Here is a 13,602-nt window from a genome sequence, read left to right as displayed (position 1 = left end):
GCAATATTTGTACTATTCATATCAGGGGTAACATTATGGAACTTGATGATTCTACTCTAAACAAATTCGGTTTTATTGCGCGTGGTCCTAAAGATGCTATAAACATCGACCCGCTCCAGACAGGTGGTAAGCTCACAGAAGATGCCCGTAAGGCGTTACTTGAATGGGGTGACGGATACTCTGTCTGTGACTTCTGTGGTGGTGTTCTGGACCTTATCAAGAAGCCTCCTATAGAGGAGTTCGTCCATAATGCCCTGCCAGCTTTCCTGGGTGCCGATGCCGCACGTATCACCCACGGTGCAAGGGAATCCAAGTTCGCTGTCATGCACTCCATGGCACAGGAGGGTGATTATGTTGTCCTCGACGGTCTTGCTCATTATTCATCCTTTGTTGCCGCACAGCGTGCAAGGCTGAACGTGAAGACGGTCCCCCACAGCGGCAGTCCTGAGTACAAGACCGATGTCGAGGGCTATGCAACGGTCATCGAGGAGGTTATCAAGGAGACAGGAAAGGCTCCTGCACTGGCACAGGTCACATATCCTGACGGTAATTATGGTAACCTTGCAGATGTTAAAAGAATTGCAGATATCTGCCACAGCTATGATGTCCCTCTGATGGTAAACGGTGCCTACTCTGTGGGCAGGATGCCAATGGATGCAAAGAAGATGGGCGCGGATTTCATTGTAGGAAGCGGCCACAAGTCAATGGCATCATCAGGTCCTATTGGTGTTCTGGGTGTTCAGGAGGAATATGAGGATATCGTCTTCAGGAAATCCCCTACACACAAGGTCAAGGAGGTCGAACTTCTTGGATGTACCGCAAGGGGTGCAACTGTGATGACAATGATCGCTTCCTTCCCTGAGGTCGTTCGCAGGACAAGGAACTGGGACAACGAGGTTGCAGATGCGCGTTGGTTCTCTTCAAAGCTGGAAGATATGGGTATCATGCAGATGGGTGATAAACCTCACAACCATGACCTGATGTTCTTCGAGGCTCCTGTGTTCTATGATATCTCCCAGACCGCAAAGAAGGGAAGATATTTCCTCTACAAGGAGCTTAAACAGCGCAATATCCATGGTATCAAATCAGGGCTGACAAAATACTTCAAGCTCAGTACCCTGCAGGTAGGAAGGGAGAACCTGTCCTATATCGCGGATTCATTCCAGGAAATTATCGACAAGTACCAGAAGGCAGAGTGAATCGCCTTCAGGTATTGTTCTTTTTTAGTTCTTCTCTTTTTCACGCTTGTTCTATACTGATCATCATTTGATGTTCCGGATCATCTATGAATATGAATGAGACCCGTTGAGATGAACCCAACTCAGCCAAGCGTTCCACTCTGGCATTCTCTGTGAATGTCTCATTATTGTCAAGTGTATAGACATAACGATGCATGCCAGGTTCTTTGCTTATTTCGGGTGACTGTATGGTTTCCCCGGGTTGCAGTGAATAGCTCTCATTGAATATGAGATCGTGATATGGGTCATAGACTTCAATGGCAAAGTCATGCTCTACTTTGTCCTCGTTGATGATCTCAAATGTAAGGGGGTCAACCGGATAGTTTTCCTCTATCGTTCTTGTATCCAAAATGTCATAACCAGTTACAAGATGGACGATCTTCCCGTCGACCACAACATTGGTTGGGACTATGTTGTACATCCAGTCATAGGTTGTTACAGATGCGTACACTTCCTCTTCCCTGATGGTGATATCAACATTATATTCTGGATCACCATCGGCAAAACCCTTGTACCCAACTCCTCCCGGTCTTTTACCTGATGTCTGTATGATGATATCGATATTATTATCCATCAACGTCAGGTTTATGTTTCCCTCCCCCGAGGAAACATTTAGCTTATCTGAGTCGATGAAGACAGTTTCATAGTAGTCCCAGTCGTCGGAGATATCGATGGAACCGCTTTCAACATCAATTTTAGAAACGATGTCGGTGTCATGTATTGCTTTGTCACTATCGGATATGTGGTCTGTTTCAGTCTTCATTATGTCTGAACGTAAAAATGAATTGGCAGAGATCACTGACAGCAAGATTATTGTTAGAACTATGATGATGCGTTTATTTATTTCTATGAGGACCCCCCTCTTTCGGCTGCTATCCAGATTATATACTGGATATATTAATAAGTTCTGACATTTTTGTAAAATATGATGTAAGTTACCTTTTGATCGACTATGTATTTCGGAACTGATTAGGTAAGCTCCCGGTTGATACTCATTTCTTGTTCAATCATCTGGCCACTCATTTATATACTACTTATTTATATAATGGCAGTTACACACATAATATTTAGAGGGGATCTATGTGAAAGCAAACAAAGTCTTATTAGTGAAAGCAGATACTCGAGCCCAGGTGGGCATTGGCACTCTTATTATCTTCATTGCTATGGTTCTTGTTGCTGCGGTTGCTGCCTCTGTTCTCATCCAGACGTCCGGTGTCCTCCAGCAAAAGGCCCAGTCTACAGGTAAACAGGCAACCCAGGAAGTTTCATCAAATCTTGTTATCAAGAGCATTGAAGGTATACGTGGAACGACCTGCATTGATTCAAGCATGGCAAATAACATCTCATTACTGAGGATCAAAGTTGGTCTGAACGCTGCCAGCGCCCCGGTTGATATGAACCAGGTTATTATTTCTATCAGTGATGGAACAAGCACTAACAATCTGCTCTATGCCAATAATGACAAAACCTATGGTAGTGATATGAAGAACTTCTCAACTACTAACACGGCAGCTGAGAATCTTGAGGAGCTATTAGGCAATAATCAGACCAACCCTGGTAACAATGCGAAATATTACTACACTGTAGAGAAGATACGTGATGAAGATGGTTCATTCTCTCAGGCGAATCCGGTAATGAACAGTGGTGACCTTGCAACAGTATATATCTCTGCTGTTTCTGATGCTGACACTGTGTACTGTACTTTGGGTCATATTCATGTTCTAAGCTATCCGCTTGACTCTGGTCTTGTTATTAATCCACGTGCTTCTGTAAGTATTGTTATGACCCCCGAGGCAGGTGCAGCAACAACTGCAGATTTTATTACACCATCCTCATACGGTACTACAGAAGAAGTTCAGCTCTATCCATAAAACGACCTGAAAACCTTCTTTTTTTTGATGGTAATGTAATGAAGATCCCGAAGTCAGGCGATCTTAGTGTTTCTCCAGGAAATATTCGATAAGATGATATAGATAGACCATCGAGTAATACAAAAACAAAACATATTTCCCGATAAAGGAGTTGTCATCACATGAAAAAGAGAACACCACGTAGTGGCATGATATATACCAAATTGAAAAAGGTACATAAGTCACTGAACACTTTCTTTATCTTCTTTGTGTTGATGACGCTCATCGCCCTCGGGATAGTTGCAGTCGACAGGAGGCAGATATTCGATATTCCGGAGATCATTACAACCACTCTTGAGACGTTGATCGTGATCTTTGTGTCATATGGTCTTGCAACTCTTTTTACCAGACTGACCGTCAGGTATATCCTTAATTATTTCGAGGAATTCGGTGAGATCGAGGAACGCATACTCATGGGTAAGCTGTACCTGGGTTTTGTATATCTTATTGCTTCACTGGTCGTTTTCTCGGTATTTGGTATCACAGTGAATAACATTGCCATCTTCCTTGGTCTGATCACAACGGGTTTTGCCTTTGCCATAAGGGATGTCATCCTTTCCTATTTCATCTGGTTCATACTGCTGACCAAGAAGCCGTTCAAGATCGGTGACTATATCAGGGTCGGTGAGGATGACTACCTTGAAGGACAGGTAAAACATATCGGTCTTTTCTATGTGATAGTTACTCCTACACCTGACACCTACGATGACTATTTCAAGATTCCTAACAAGCTCTTCCTGGAACAACCAATAAAGAATCATGGCAGGGGCAAGTTCAGGAGTGAGTTCGACATGTATTTTAGTATGGATGAACTGCCGGAGAACCTCCCTGCAAAGATAGAGGCATTGAAGGAAAAGGTCTGGAACTCCATTGATGTCAGTGTGAGCTTTTTCCTTGGTTCCGACAGTGATGGTGTGAAGATCACAGTCTACTACCAGTCGACCTATGAACGCAGGGATCAGATGAGACATCAGATCACTGGCATGATGATCGATGAGCTGGTAAAGGCTGATAATTGACCGGCTTTTTGGATGTTGTTTTACCATCCAATTATTATTTCATTTTTTTATTCCATTTTACCATTCCATTTTACTATTTTATTCTCTGAAAGCTCAACAGATTGATAAGGGTGAGACCCGTTCTAAAGATCATTGCAACGTATCCCGGATAATAATGGGATCATTGTTGACGGATAGGCCTGAGATAATACAGGAAAGTGATGAGCAATGTCTAGCAAGGACACATTTGAAACAGAGGACAAGTATTTTGCACCATTCTTCGTGAAACAGAGTATCTCCATCGAAAAGGGTGAGGGAGTTTATGTATGGGACGAAGAAGGTAGAAGATACCTTGACTTCACAGCAGGCTGGGGTGTTACATGTATCGGGCATGCCAATCCGGTCATCACTGATGCTCTTGCTGATCAGGGAAGTAAGATCATCCAGAATCCCAATTCGGGACTTACATACTCGCCAGCACGCGCTCGTCTGCTTTCCCTGATGTCAGAGATCCTTCCTTCCGATCTTACAAGGGTGTTCTTCACGAACAGCGGAGCTGAAACGAACGATGCTGCTATCAAACTTGCCCGAAAGGTCACAGGGAGGCCGGAGGTCGTCTCCACTTTACAGAGTTTCCATGGGCGTACCATCAGCACGGCATCTGCCACAGGTCAGGCCAAGAACAGGGACAGGTATGACCCTTTGATGCCCAATTATCGTTTTGTTCCGTATAATGACCTTGATGCAATGCAAGAGGCTCTGGATGAGAGTGTGGCGGCAGTTATACTCGAACCCATACAGGGTGAGGGAGGGATCAGGATCCCTTCGCCCGATTATCTGAAAGGTGTCAGCGACCTTTGCAAGAAGAATGGCAGTCTTCTCATCGTAGATGAGATCCAGACGGGATTCTTCAGGACAGGCCCTGCCTTTGTCACCGGTGAATGTGGCGTCAAAGTGGATTTCCTGACCATGGCAAAGGGAATTGCAGGTGGTTTTCCCTTTGGTGCCTTTGCCATGTCCGAAGAGGTGGCAGGGAAGCTGGAAATTGGCGACCATGGAGGCACGTATTGTGGAAATCCGCTTGGTTGTGCTGTTTCCTATGCGGTGATAAAGTACCTTCTGGACAACAACATTTCCGACAATGTGAAAGAAATGGGTGCTTTGGCCCTTGAACGGATGGAACAATGGAAGGCGTCATATGGTGATGCAGTTACCGAAGTACGGGGAAAAGGTCTTCTGATAATGGTCGATCTTCGGAACGAGGAAATTGCCACCAGGGTCAAAGATGAATGTCAGGCAAGAGGCCTGCTTGTAACCCAGACTCAGGGCTTTGGGATTCGGATATTCCCTGCACTCAATATCAGGAAAGAAGAACTTGAGGAAGGCCTGCAGATCATGGAAGATGCAATTGCAAGTATTGTTAAGAGTGGCATTTGATAGTGTTACTCTTCATTTTTTGTATGTAGCTTTTCTCTTTTGAATGTTTCATGCGATTCTGAAGTACTTCTAATAATCGCGGCTATCAATTTTATGGGATGCATCACGGTTTTTATTTAACGGTATACGTAAAAAGAGTGAAGGACAATATCTTTTTTATTCAGTTTTTCGGACCGTGCCGGCTTCGCCGGACCCTCCGGGATGGTTGAAGTAATTAATGATTTCCGGTTAGCAAAAGTTATTGTCCATCGTTCCTTTGTGTTCTGATAGCCCTGCAAAGATCATTAAAAAACAAAGAACAACACGACCATCCGCCGCAGGCGGCACTTTCCTTCACTCCATCCTAAAGGCGACTGATAATACAGTGATTGAAAATGCTGAGTTCAAAATTGTATTAAAATAATCTCTGTCGAGCCATTTTCACGGATACGCATATTGCGTAAGCATCACCAGCATTTCCCCGGCAAAACCCGAGAACACGGGAATCGCAAGATTATCATCTATCTTCTCAAAGCCGGTCTCCACAGCGGTGGCAACAAGTGCCATCACAAATGCGATCACAGGGTTTGAGAGCAGAGCATAGCCGATAACAATGTCAACGATGAACTCTGCAATGCATCCTTCAAGGGATTTTCCATTCCTGAATATCCTTCTCCTGCCAAACTTCTTGCCGATAAGTGCCGCACTCATATCTCCGAAGGTTGCCATGAGAAGTGCTGCGTAGGCGACGTTCTCGCTGAAAACGGAGACTGCAACGATAGCCCCGAGTGTGAAGTAGATGTGTCCTGCAAGTGTGGTCTCTTCCTCCCTGCGCAGGAGGTGATGTACGAAAGGCAACCTGTATCCCCGGTCAAGGCGCAGGTGCTCGATGATCAGGACAATGGCAAGGTAGGATGTCATGAAGTACAGGACAATCGTTTTTCCAAAGAAGTAGTACACCAGAACGATCGCAACGGATGCGAGGTGAAGAGCCTTGCGCAATATCTCTTCTTTGAAGGTTCCGGGTGCCATGTTTACCAATTTATTTTTTCAGATATAAATAGGGTCCAATTCCATGCAGGATGCAGATGTGTACATTATATTCAGATAGTCACTCCACTATACCTGCACACATGCTTGTACATTCCAGTGCCGCTAATGTATATTACAGTGCACTGCCAAAATGAAAGTATCAACCATATGTTCGGACTGAAAAGTACCGATGTATATACAATGGGAGCAAAAAAATGAAAGTAATCGGAATATCAGGTTCACCAAGACCTGAGAGCAATACAGACAGGGCACTTAAGGTCGCACTGGAAGCAACCGGTATGGATACGGAGTTCATCAAGCTTAGTGAGTATACTATCAAACCATGTCAGGCATGCCTGAAATGTGTTAACACCAATGTCTGTATCATCGGTGATGACGGTAATGTGATCGCAGAGAAGGTGAAAGATGCGGATGCACTCATCGTTGCAGGCTACACACCTTACTCATCCATCGATTCCGGGACCAAGGCAATGCTTGAACGTCTTTATGCCATCAGGCATAAGAAAGGGTATATAAGGGGTAAGCCCGGAGGTATCATCATCACTTCGGCGGTTCCGTGTATGCCTGAAGCACCACCGGTTGCAGAGACTGCAGTAGGTGCTGTTGCCGCATATATGCAGGAAGAGGGTATGGAAGTCGTTGGTGATGTCAAGATACTCGGAAATGTCCCGTGTGTCAGTTGTGGCTACGGCGATGACTGTGAAATGAGCGGCATAAAGATGGTCTACGGACCAGATGCTACTGTGGATTCCGTAGGTATCAATAGTTTCGAGGACCAGTCGGTCTCATTCGAGGGAGCGAAGCAACTGGGTAAGGATATAGCTGAGTTCCTGAGTTCAGAATAATAGTTATAAAAGGAACACATCTGTTTTTTTATCAGCTACTCAGTGAATCGAGTTCATCGTTATATGTTTCGATGTAACTCGATATTTCTTCCACCTCAGGGTATCTGGCAATGTGGAAGATAGCATCGCCTTCATGGGCAAGTGGCAGATTCGTTTTTCCGATGACGATACCGAACATCGTACTTGTGACCTCTGTTTCTATCTCGCCCAGCGGGTCGTTGATGTAAGCGAGCAGATCTCCTTTCCCAACAGATGTCCCAAGTGGGACTATCGTACGCAGTATGCCGCTTTCCGGTGCCCTTATCCATTGAGTATCAGCTGAGACTACGGTTTTGTAATTCTTCTTTTTGCTGCTCTTTGGTCTCATGCCTAAATGGGACATGACTCCCAGTATGCCGCGGACACCTGCCCTGATAGCAACCTCATTGAAACGGAGAGCTTCTCCTGCCTCGTATAGAAGGACCGGTATATTGTGTTCCCTGGCAGCTTCACGTAGTGAACCGTCACGCAGTTCGGTGTGGATCACTACGGGTACACCAAACGCACGGGCCAATGCCTCTGTTTCTTCATCATCCTTAAGGAATGCACGTATCTGAGGGAGGTTATCACGGGCAACGGCTCCGGTATGGAGGTCGATTATATGGGTGCACTTCTCAACGATCTCCGTCATCAGGATATTTGCCAGCCTGGATGCCATAGATCCCTTCTTTGAACCCGGGAATGATCTGTTCAGGTCTCTCCTGTCCGGCAGGTAGCGGGACTGGGAGACGAAACCGAAGACGTTCACGATAGGAATGGTTATGAGGGTGCCTTTCAGGTTATCGACGGTCTTATGTACCAGCAAGCGACGAATGATCTCCACACCGTTTATCTCATCACCATGTATCGCAGCACAGACCAGCAGGCAGGGTCCGGGTTTACGGCCGTGTATGACATGAACTGGCATTGAGGATGATGTGTGAGTGTAAAAACTGGGGATGGGTAGTTCAATGGACCTTCTTGTCCCCGGCTGTATGGTCGTGCCTGCTATTGTGATCGGTTGTTGCATCGATCAGCCTTTTCCTCTGGTTGCGGTCTTGCCGAACTTGCTGTTCTTTTCGATGTACTCGATGATCATGCCGGCAATGTCCTTCTCGGTGGCTCCCTCTATACCCTGCAGACCGGGACTGGAATTGACTTCCATTACCACCGGTCCGTGATTGGAGCGTAAGAGATCGACACCTGCGACATTGAGTCCCATTATCTTCGCAGCACGCACGGCGGTAGAGCGTTCTTCAGGTGTGATCCTTATTGGTATCGCAGTTCCGCCTCTGTGCATATTAGACCTGAACTCACCTTCAGGGGCCTGTCTTTTCATGGCTGCTACTACCTTCCCGCCAATGACGAAACAGCGGATATCGGCTCCCTTTGATTCCTTTATGTATTCCTGTACCATGATGTTGGCCTTGACACCCATGAAACCTTCGATGATACTCTCTGCAGCTTTCTGGGTCTCTGCAAGCACTACGCCTATACCCTGTGTTCCTTCAAGGAGTTTTACGACAAGAGGTGCTCCTCCTACCATCTCGATCATATCTTTCACATCGTCTGGCTTGTTGGCGTATACTGTAATCGGCAGGCCAATGCCTTCGCGGGATAGCAACTGTAATGAGCGTAATTTATCCCTGGAACGTGTGATGGCGACTGATTCATTCAGGGGGAATACTCCCATCATCTCGAACTGTCGCAGGACGGTTGCACCATATGATGTAACTGATGCGCCTATTCGTGGAATTACTGCATCGAAGCCAATAAGGTCCTCTCCTTTGTAGTGGATAGAGGGTTTGTGAGAAGTGACATTCATGTAAGCACGTAATACGTCTATAACCACTACCTCATGTCCTCTTTCTTCTGCTGCCTCGATGAGTCTGCGTGATGAGTAAAGGTTTCTGTTCCTTGACAGTAAAGCAATTTTCATTTATTTACCTCAGGTATTAAGCCGTATATTTCTTTTGCATCCATTTTCCCACATCTGTATGATGCTGCTGGATTAACAACAGCCATGTTGTTCAGTGCAGTACGTCCCAGCAACATCCTGAAACGCATGGTGTCACGGTCTGTAAGTGTCAGCTCAATGGGGTAGGAATATGTATCAATTACAATAAGTGTTTCGATAACGTAACGCATCTCCCTGTGACCGCCAGAATCGCTCACCTGTCGTTTTTCCTTTAAGGGAGCTGTACATTCGACCACCAGTTCCCTGTTCTTCTGTAAGGGGTGGATAAGGAAACGGAGCATATCAGTACCATTCTCTGCATACTGTTCGATCTTAAAAGCATGTAAAGCCGATGTTCTGGCACCAGTATCGACTTTGGCCTTTATGGCAGGAAGTCCGAGTTCAGGTAATGCTACCCACTCTTTCCATCCAAGTGTGATAAGTTCTTCATCTCTCTTCATAAGGTGTTCTCACATGCTTTTTATTATCCCGTAATTAATTCAAAAAGGCTGTATTTTATCCTATAGCTCTCAATCCATATATAAGGAAATCCTTCTGTCAGTTACCATCTCCATTAAAAATAATTAATATGTGCAGATGTAATGCATCTATAGGATATTTTTCATGTGCGGCTGTGGTTTAGTGGCTATGACCGGAGCTTCCCAAGCTCTGAACTCGGGTTCGAATCCCGGCAGACGCATGGGATTTATGGATGTGTTTAATCTTCGATTATTTCTAATTGGATCCACAATTGATACGTAACCTGCGTTCTTTACATATGTGACACGTGTTACTGGATATCTATAAATATGAATAATACTAATATACTAGTAAGTAGGAAATACTTTTCTGACTCTACTGACGGTCAGACAGAAAATGAGAATATCAGCCTGTGAGTGAAGTTACGAATAGGATCTATGATGTTGTAGAAGAAGCTACATGTAGTGAAGGAGGAAGTCGAATGGAGAACAGCTCTGGAAAATCCTGTAATAAGTGTAAGAACATACTCAAAAAACAGAAGCTTGGAATGAACATCGTTTATTATTGTTCCAACTGTGGATGTATGACAAGTGCTGATCAAATGTACAGTCACTCCATTTAAAAAGTAAATAGAATAATAGAAGGTAACTTTTTTCTCATTTTTCATTACCTTTTTAGAATCTTATTTTCTTATTCTGAGTATGAAATACTGAGTACATTCCTAACCCCTGCCAGAATAACAGTACACCCACAGCCTTATCTCCAATCCACAACCTAATTATCTAAGAGGAGAATCCCATGGCAAGATATTGTAAAGTATGCGGGGCAAAAAGTGGAAGGTGCAACCACATAGTAGTTGACTTTGGTGAGAGGGATGACTCTGGTGAAAAGAGCAAGGATGATTCTAAAAGTACTGAGAACGATAATTCATCCTTTTTGTTATCTGTAATTCCATATTTAATAGGTGATGTCATGATAATCACATTCAAGTCCAATACTCCTGAGATATCTCCGACAGCTTTCGTAGCTTCCAATGCAGCGGTGATCGGTGATGTTACGATCTCGGACGGGTCAAGTGTCTGGTTCGGTGCGGTCATTCGTGGTGATGCCGATTCCATACATATCGGGAAGAGGACAAGCATACAGGACAACGTTGTAATTCACACAGATGCACCGCAGAAGGTTGAGATCGGTGATGATGTCTCGGTTGGACATGGGGCTGTACTGCATGGGTGCAGAATATCTGACAACGTGCTCATCGGGATGAACGCCACGGTGCTGAATGGTGCCGAGATAGGCGAGAACTGTATCATCGGGGCGAATGCTCTTGTGCCACCGGGGAAGAAGATACCTGCCGGAAGTCTTGTTGTTGGTGTACCGGGAAAAGTGCAGAGGCAGCTCTCAGATGAGGACATCGCTCACATAAAAGAGAATGCAGAGGAATATGTCCGTCTGTCTGAAGAATACAGGATGATGCAGGATAAATGAATCCTGTGATCCGACAGGATCCTTTTATTCCCATGACCGGGATCGTTCTTCAGATGCTTGTGAAGTACATTGCTACAAATATAAGAAGGCCCAGTGCGAAGAGCGCTCCGAATATGAGTATCGTCTTCTTTCTCAGTTCCCTCTCCCTCTGGGTGAGAGGTCTCAACTCGTGTTCGTGTTTGTTCTCATTGCGTGTACCAAGGACGGTACCGATCACAAGACCTATCATATATCCCAGAAAGATATTGTCAAGTGCAAAGGCAAGGGGGATACCGATGGCGATACCTATTGCAAGTCCCTGTCCCATGTAGTGTCCTTTCGGGTACTTTCCGGTGGCTGCATACTCTTCTTTCTTGAGCTTGAATGCGAAGTATGACATAGCCAGTCCTGCAAGGAGAAGTATAAGGATAGCTATCAGCACAAAATTCACTGGCAACATACATCTGTTCTTGTCCCCGTTCACATAATAATCTATGGGTAATGGCCAAAAAGCCTCTTTAACTGTTGAGCTGGCGGGATTTACAAATACTATTGAAGCATAATATCATATGTGGAGTGAAAGCTCCTGCAGATCCAGTGGGATGGAGATGCGGGGACGAACGTGATGTCAAACTTGATGTCGGACATGACATTGGAATTGCTATCGAACTTTGCATCGAACCTTGCATCGAACCTTATATTTGACCTACAGGGAGTGAAACGAATGATCGTTGGGGATATAATGACCAAAGAACCTGTCTGCATCAGGGAGAATGACCTGATGACACATGCCAGACACGTATTGCGCGATAAACACCTGCATAGCCTTCCGGTTCTTGATTCAGGAGGCCGGGTAACAGGTATTCTGGATGACCATGATATCCTCCGACTCCAGTCCAACACATCGGACGTGACAGTCAACGGCTACGCACATGAATTCCCGCTGATAACACCTGATATGGATGTAAAGGATGCTGCAAAGGAACTTCTGAACGCAAAACAGCACCGTGCACCGGTACTGAACTCATCGACAGACAAGACCATAGCAGGCATTATCAGCGATAAGGACATCCTTCACCATGCCCATCTCATGAAGATGCATCTGCGAAATGTCAGCCAGATCATGAACACAAAAGTGATGACCGCATACAACGATGATCCTGTTTCAAAGGTATGGGGTAACATGCTGGAGCACAACTACTCCGGAATTCCCGTAATATCATATAACGATGAGGTCCTTGGAATAGTGACAAGAAGCAACCTGATAAAGGCCGGATTCATAAGGACAGGTAACCGGTCGGCTGATACGCATGACAGTCTGTCAGGTGATTCTCCAAAGGTGGAACGTGTTATGTCAACACCTCTGTATTCGATAAGTTCCACAACACCTGTATCAAAAGCTATCAAGTCACTGGTGGACCACAATATAGGGCGTATATGTGTCACCGAGGACAGTCGCCTTGTTGGTATGGTGGACAGATTCTCCCTTCTTAAGGAGTGCCTTGAAAGCCCATGTCTTGAATGAAGGATAACACCTTCATTTTTCAATTATCTTGCAGTTCTCAGGACAATTGGACCTGGCAAACTCTGCGGTCCTGCTGTAGTTCTCGCCTGTACAGAAAACAATGCTCTTTTCCCCATATCCTGCGGATAGTGTGATCGTGTTCCTGGCAGGGTAGAATACAGCTTTTCTTACTTTCTTCCATTTTACATCCTGATTCTGGTGTGAGCTTGCCAGCAATCCCGCTCCTGCTGCGGAGGGACTACGTGCAAGGATCCCCATGATCACGATAAGGAAATTCAATTTATGGTTCCGGTTCCTTTGTTCCTCTCTGGTGATCGTGCTGACACCCTTGCTGTCAAGGGTATAGGAGAGTGAGTACCTGTTCCCGTAGTATGCGAATATGAACAATGCGGTTAACAGGAATGTGATCCCGACAAGTATCAGGGCATATTTCATCCCTCTCGCATTGCTGCTGTTCGAAGTGACCGTCCCGTCAAGTATGGCAGGAAGACTTATCAGGAGCACAAAGGCGGCAGTGATGCCGGCAGCGATCCCAAGTACTTTGATCATCTCTCCCATGATGAACCTGTTATTCAATATCGAGACATCGATGTCCCATTCAAGCGTTCTCTCCGTGCTCATATCAATTACCAACCACTAAAATGAATGCCAGTATGTCCAGCCAGACATATTCCATATGAACAACAGCTAACTTC

General features: G+C 45.2%; 15 protein-coding genes and 1 tRNA gene. 9 read left to right on the top strand and 7 right to left on the bottom strand.

Going from position 1 to position 13,602, the window contains the following annotated elements; translation table 11 throughout:
- Positions 1-35: 35 nt before the first annotated feature.
- The gene (gene pscS, locus V7O63_RS01060; protein WP_340819352.1) at positions 36-1,199 is read left to right on the top strand and encodes an O-phospho-L-seryl-tRNA:Cys-tRNA synthase; all 1,164 of its coding nucleotides are present in this window, start codon (positions 36-38) and stop codon (positions 1,197-1,199) included.
- Between the two features lie 40 nt (positions 1,200-1,239).
- On the opposite strand, the gene V7O63_RS01055 is transcribed toward pscS, so the two are convergent.
- Positions 1,240-2,001, bottom strand: coding sequence for a hypothetical protein (locus tag V7O63_RS01055; protein ID WP_340819351.1), 762 nt, complete (start codon positions 1,999-2,001; stop codon positions 1,240-1,242).
- A gap of 319 nt (positions 2,002-2,320) precedes the next feature.
- On the opposite strand from V7O63_RS01055, the gene V7O63_RS01050 reads away from it, so the two are divergent.
- From V7O63_RS01050 to V7O63_RS01040, 3 genes are all read left to right on the top strand, one after another.
- Complete coding sequence (locus V7O63_RS01050; protein WP_340819350.1) at positions 2,321-3,109, top strand: archaellin/type IV pilin N-terminal domain-containing protein; 789 nt, start codon at positions 2,321-2,323, stop codon at positions 3,107-3,109.
- Positions 3,110-3,270: 161 nt separating this feature from the next.
- Complete coding sequence (locus V7O63_RS01045; RefSeq protein ID WP_340819348.1) at positions 3,271-4,167, top strand: mechanosensitive ion channel domain-containing protein; 897 nt, start codon at positions 3,271-3,273, stop codon at positions 4,165-4,167.
- A gap of 207 nt (positions 4,168-4,374) precedes the next feature.
- Positions 4,375-5,583: an aspartate aminotransferase family protein gene (locus tag V7O63_RS01040; RefSeq protein ID WP_340819346.1), complete on the top strand. Its 1,209-nt coding sequence runs from the start codon at positions 4,375-4,377 to the stop codon at positions 5,581-5,583.
- Positions 5,584-6,003: 420 nt separating this feature from the next.
- Here V7O63_RS01040 and V7O63_RS01035 read toward each other — a convergent pair whose 3' ends face one another.
- Positions 6,004-6,594, bottom strand: coding sequence for a diacylglycerol/polyprenol kinase family protein (locus tag V7O63_RS01035; RefSeq protein WP_340819344.1), 591 nt, complete (start codon positions 6,592-6,594; stop codon positions 6,004-6,006).
- 215 nt (positions 6,595-6,809) lie between these two features.
- Between V7O63_RS01035 and V7O63_RS01030 the strand changes: the two genes are divergently transcribed.
- Entirely contained in the window at positions 6,810-7,460 is a 651-nt protein-coding gene (locus V7O63_RS01030; RefSeq protein WP_340819342.1) for a flavodoxin family protein, read from the top strand.
- A 31-nt stretch (positions 7,461-7,491) separates the two neighbouring features.
- On the opposite strand, the gene V7O63_RS01025 is transcribed toward V7O63_RS01030, so the two are convergent.
- From V7O63_RS01025 to V7O63_RS01015, 3 genes are read right to left on the bottom strand one after another with little or no spacing between them, the layout of a single operon-like run.
- Positions 7,492-8,508 carry a succinylglutamate desuccinylase/aspartoacylase family protein gene (locus V7O63_RS01025; RefSeq protein ID WP_340819340.1) on the bottom strand — a complete coding sequence of 339 codons (1,017 nt, stop codon included), beginning with the start codon at positions 8,506-8,508 and terminating at the stop codon, positions 7,492-7,494.
- Positions 8,509-8,511: 3 nt separating this feature from the next.
- Positions 8,512-9,417 (bottom strand): 30S ribosomal protein S6--L-glutamate ligase, encoded by a 906-nt coding sequence (gene rimK / locus V7O63_RS01020; RefSeq protein WP_340819339.1) that lies wholly within the window; start codon positions 9,415-9,417, stop codon positions 8,512-8,514.
- A complete protein-coding gene (locus V7O63_RS01015; RefSeq protein ID WP_340819337.1) occupies positions 9,414-9,896 on the bottom strand; it encodes a RimK/LysX family protein in 483 nt (160 codons plus the stop codon). Before V7O63_RS01015 ends, rimK begins: the two co-directional genes overlap by 4 nt.
- 167 nt (positions 9,897-10,063) lie before the next feature.
- Between V7O63_RS01015 and V7O63_RS01010 the strand changes: the two genes are divergently transcribed.
- Together V7O63_RS01010 and V7O63_RS01005 are read left to right on the top strand one after the other, a co-directional pair.
- Positions 10,064-10,135: transfer RNA gene (locus V7O63_RS01010), tRNA-Gly, on the top strand.
- Positions 10,136-10,713: 578 nt separating this feature from the next.
- Positions 10,714-11,403, top strand: coding sequence for a gamma carbonic anhydrase family protein (locus V7O63_RS01005; protein ID WP_340819334.1), 690 nt, complete (start codon positions 10,714-10,716; stop codon positions 11,401-11,403).
- A 49-nt stretch (positions 11,404-11,452) separates the two neighbouring features.
- On the opposite strand, the gene V7O63_RS01000 is transcribed toward V7O63_RS01005, so the two are convergent.
- Positions 11,453-11,824 (bottom strand): hypothetical protein, encoded by a 372-nt coding sequence (locus tag V7O63_RS01000; protein WP_340819333.1) that lies wholly within the window; start codon positions 11,822-11,824, stop codon positions 11,453-11,455.
- A gap of 110 nt (positions 11,825-11,934) precedes the next feature.
- Between V7O63_RS01000 and V7O63_RS00995 the strand changes: the two genes are divergently transcribed.
- A complete protein-coding gene (locus V7O63_RS00995; RefSeq protein ID WP_340819332.1) occupies positions 11,935-12,087 on the top strand; it encodes a hypothetical protein in 153 nt (50 codons plus the stop codon).
- Positions 12,088-12,124: 37 nt separating this feature from the next.
- A complete protein-coding gene (locus V7O63_RS00990) occupies positions 12,125-12,907 on the top strand; it encodes a CBS domain-containing protein (RefSeq protein WP_340819330.1) in 783 nt (260 codons plus the stop codon).
- Between the two features lie 12 nt (positions 12,908-12,919).
- Here V7O63_RS00990 and V7O63_RS00985 read toward each other — a convergent pair whose 3' ends face one another.
- The gene (locus tag V7O63_RS00985; protein WP_340819328.1) at positions 12,920-13,528 is read right to left on the bottom strand and encodes a hypothetical protein; all 609 of its coding nucleotides are present in this window, start codon (positions 13,526-13,528) and stop codon (positions 12,920-12,922) included.
- Between the last annotated feature and the right edge of the window lie 74 nt (positions 13,529-13,602).

It is taken from the genome of Methanolobus sp. WCC4, from assembly GCF_038022665.1.
Classification (GTDB): Archaea; Halobacteriota; Methanosarcinia; order Methanosarcinales; family Methanosarcinaceae; genus Methanolobus.
This window is presented reverse-complemented; position numbering and strand designations above follow the sequence as displayed.

What these genes read in the sequence shown, in the direction of transcription:
- V7O63_RS00985 (WP_340819328.1), bottom strand. Translation starts at nt 13,528, where the DNA reads ATGAGCACGGAGAGAACGCTTGAATGGGACATCGATGTCTCGATATTG.
- V7O63_RS01040 (WP_340819346.1), top strand. Translation starts at nt 4,375, where the DNA reads ATGTCTAGCAAGGACACATTTGAAACAGAGGACAAGTATTTTGCACCA.
- V7O63_RS01005 (WP_340819334.1), top strand. Translation starts at nt 10,714, where the DNA reads ATGGCAAGATATTGTAAAGTATGCGGGGCAAAAAGTGGAAGGTGCAAC.
- V7O63_RS01035 (WP_340819344.1), bottom strand. Translation starts at nt 6,594, where the DNA reads ATGGCACCCGGAACCTTCAAAGAAGAGATATTGCGCAAGGCTCTTCAC.
- pscS (WP_340819352.1), top strand. Translation starts at nt 36, where the DNA reads ATGGAACTTGATGATTCTACTCTAAACAAATTCGGTTTTATTGCGCGT.
- V7O63_RS01025 (WP_340819340.1), bottom strand. Translation starts at nt 8,508, where the DNA reads ATGCAACAACCGATCACAATAGCAGGCACGACCATACAGCCGGGGACA.
- V7O63_RS01030 (WP_340819342.1), top strand. Translation starts at nt 6,810, where the DNA reads ATGAAAGTAATCGGAATATCAGGTTCACCAAGACCTGAGAGCAATACA.
- V7O63_RS00990 (WP_340819330.1), top strand. Translation starts at nt 12,125, where the DNA reads ATGACCAAAGAACCTGTCTGCATCAGGGAGAATGACCTGATGACACAT.
- V7O63_RS01015 (WP_340819337.1), bottom strand. Translation starts at nt 9,896, where the DNA reads ATGAAGAGAGATGAAGAACTTATCACACTTGGATGGAAAGAGTGGGTA.
- rimK (WP_340819339.1), bottom strand. Translation starts at nt 9,417, where the DNA reads ATGAAAATTGCTTTACTGTCAAGGAACAGAAACCTTTACTCATCACGC.
- V7O63_RS01045 (WP_340819348.1), top strand. Translation starts at nt 3,271, where the DNA reads ATGAAAAAGAGAACACCACGTAGTGGCATGATATATACCAAATTGAAA.
- V7O63_RS01055 (WP_340819351.1), bottom strand. Translation starts at nt 2,001, where the DNA reads ATGAAGACTGAAACAGACCACATATCCGATAGTGACAAAGCAATACAT.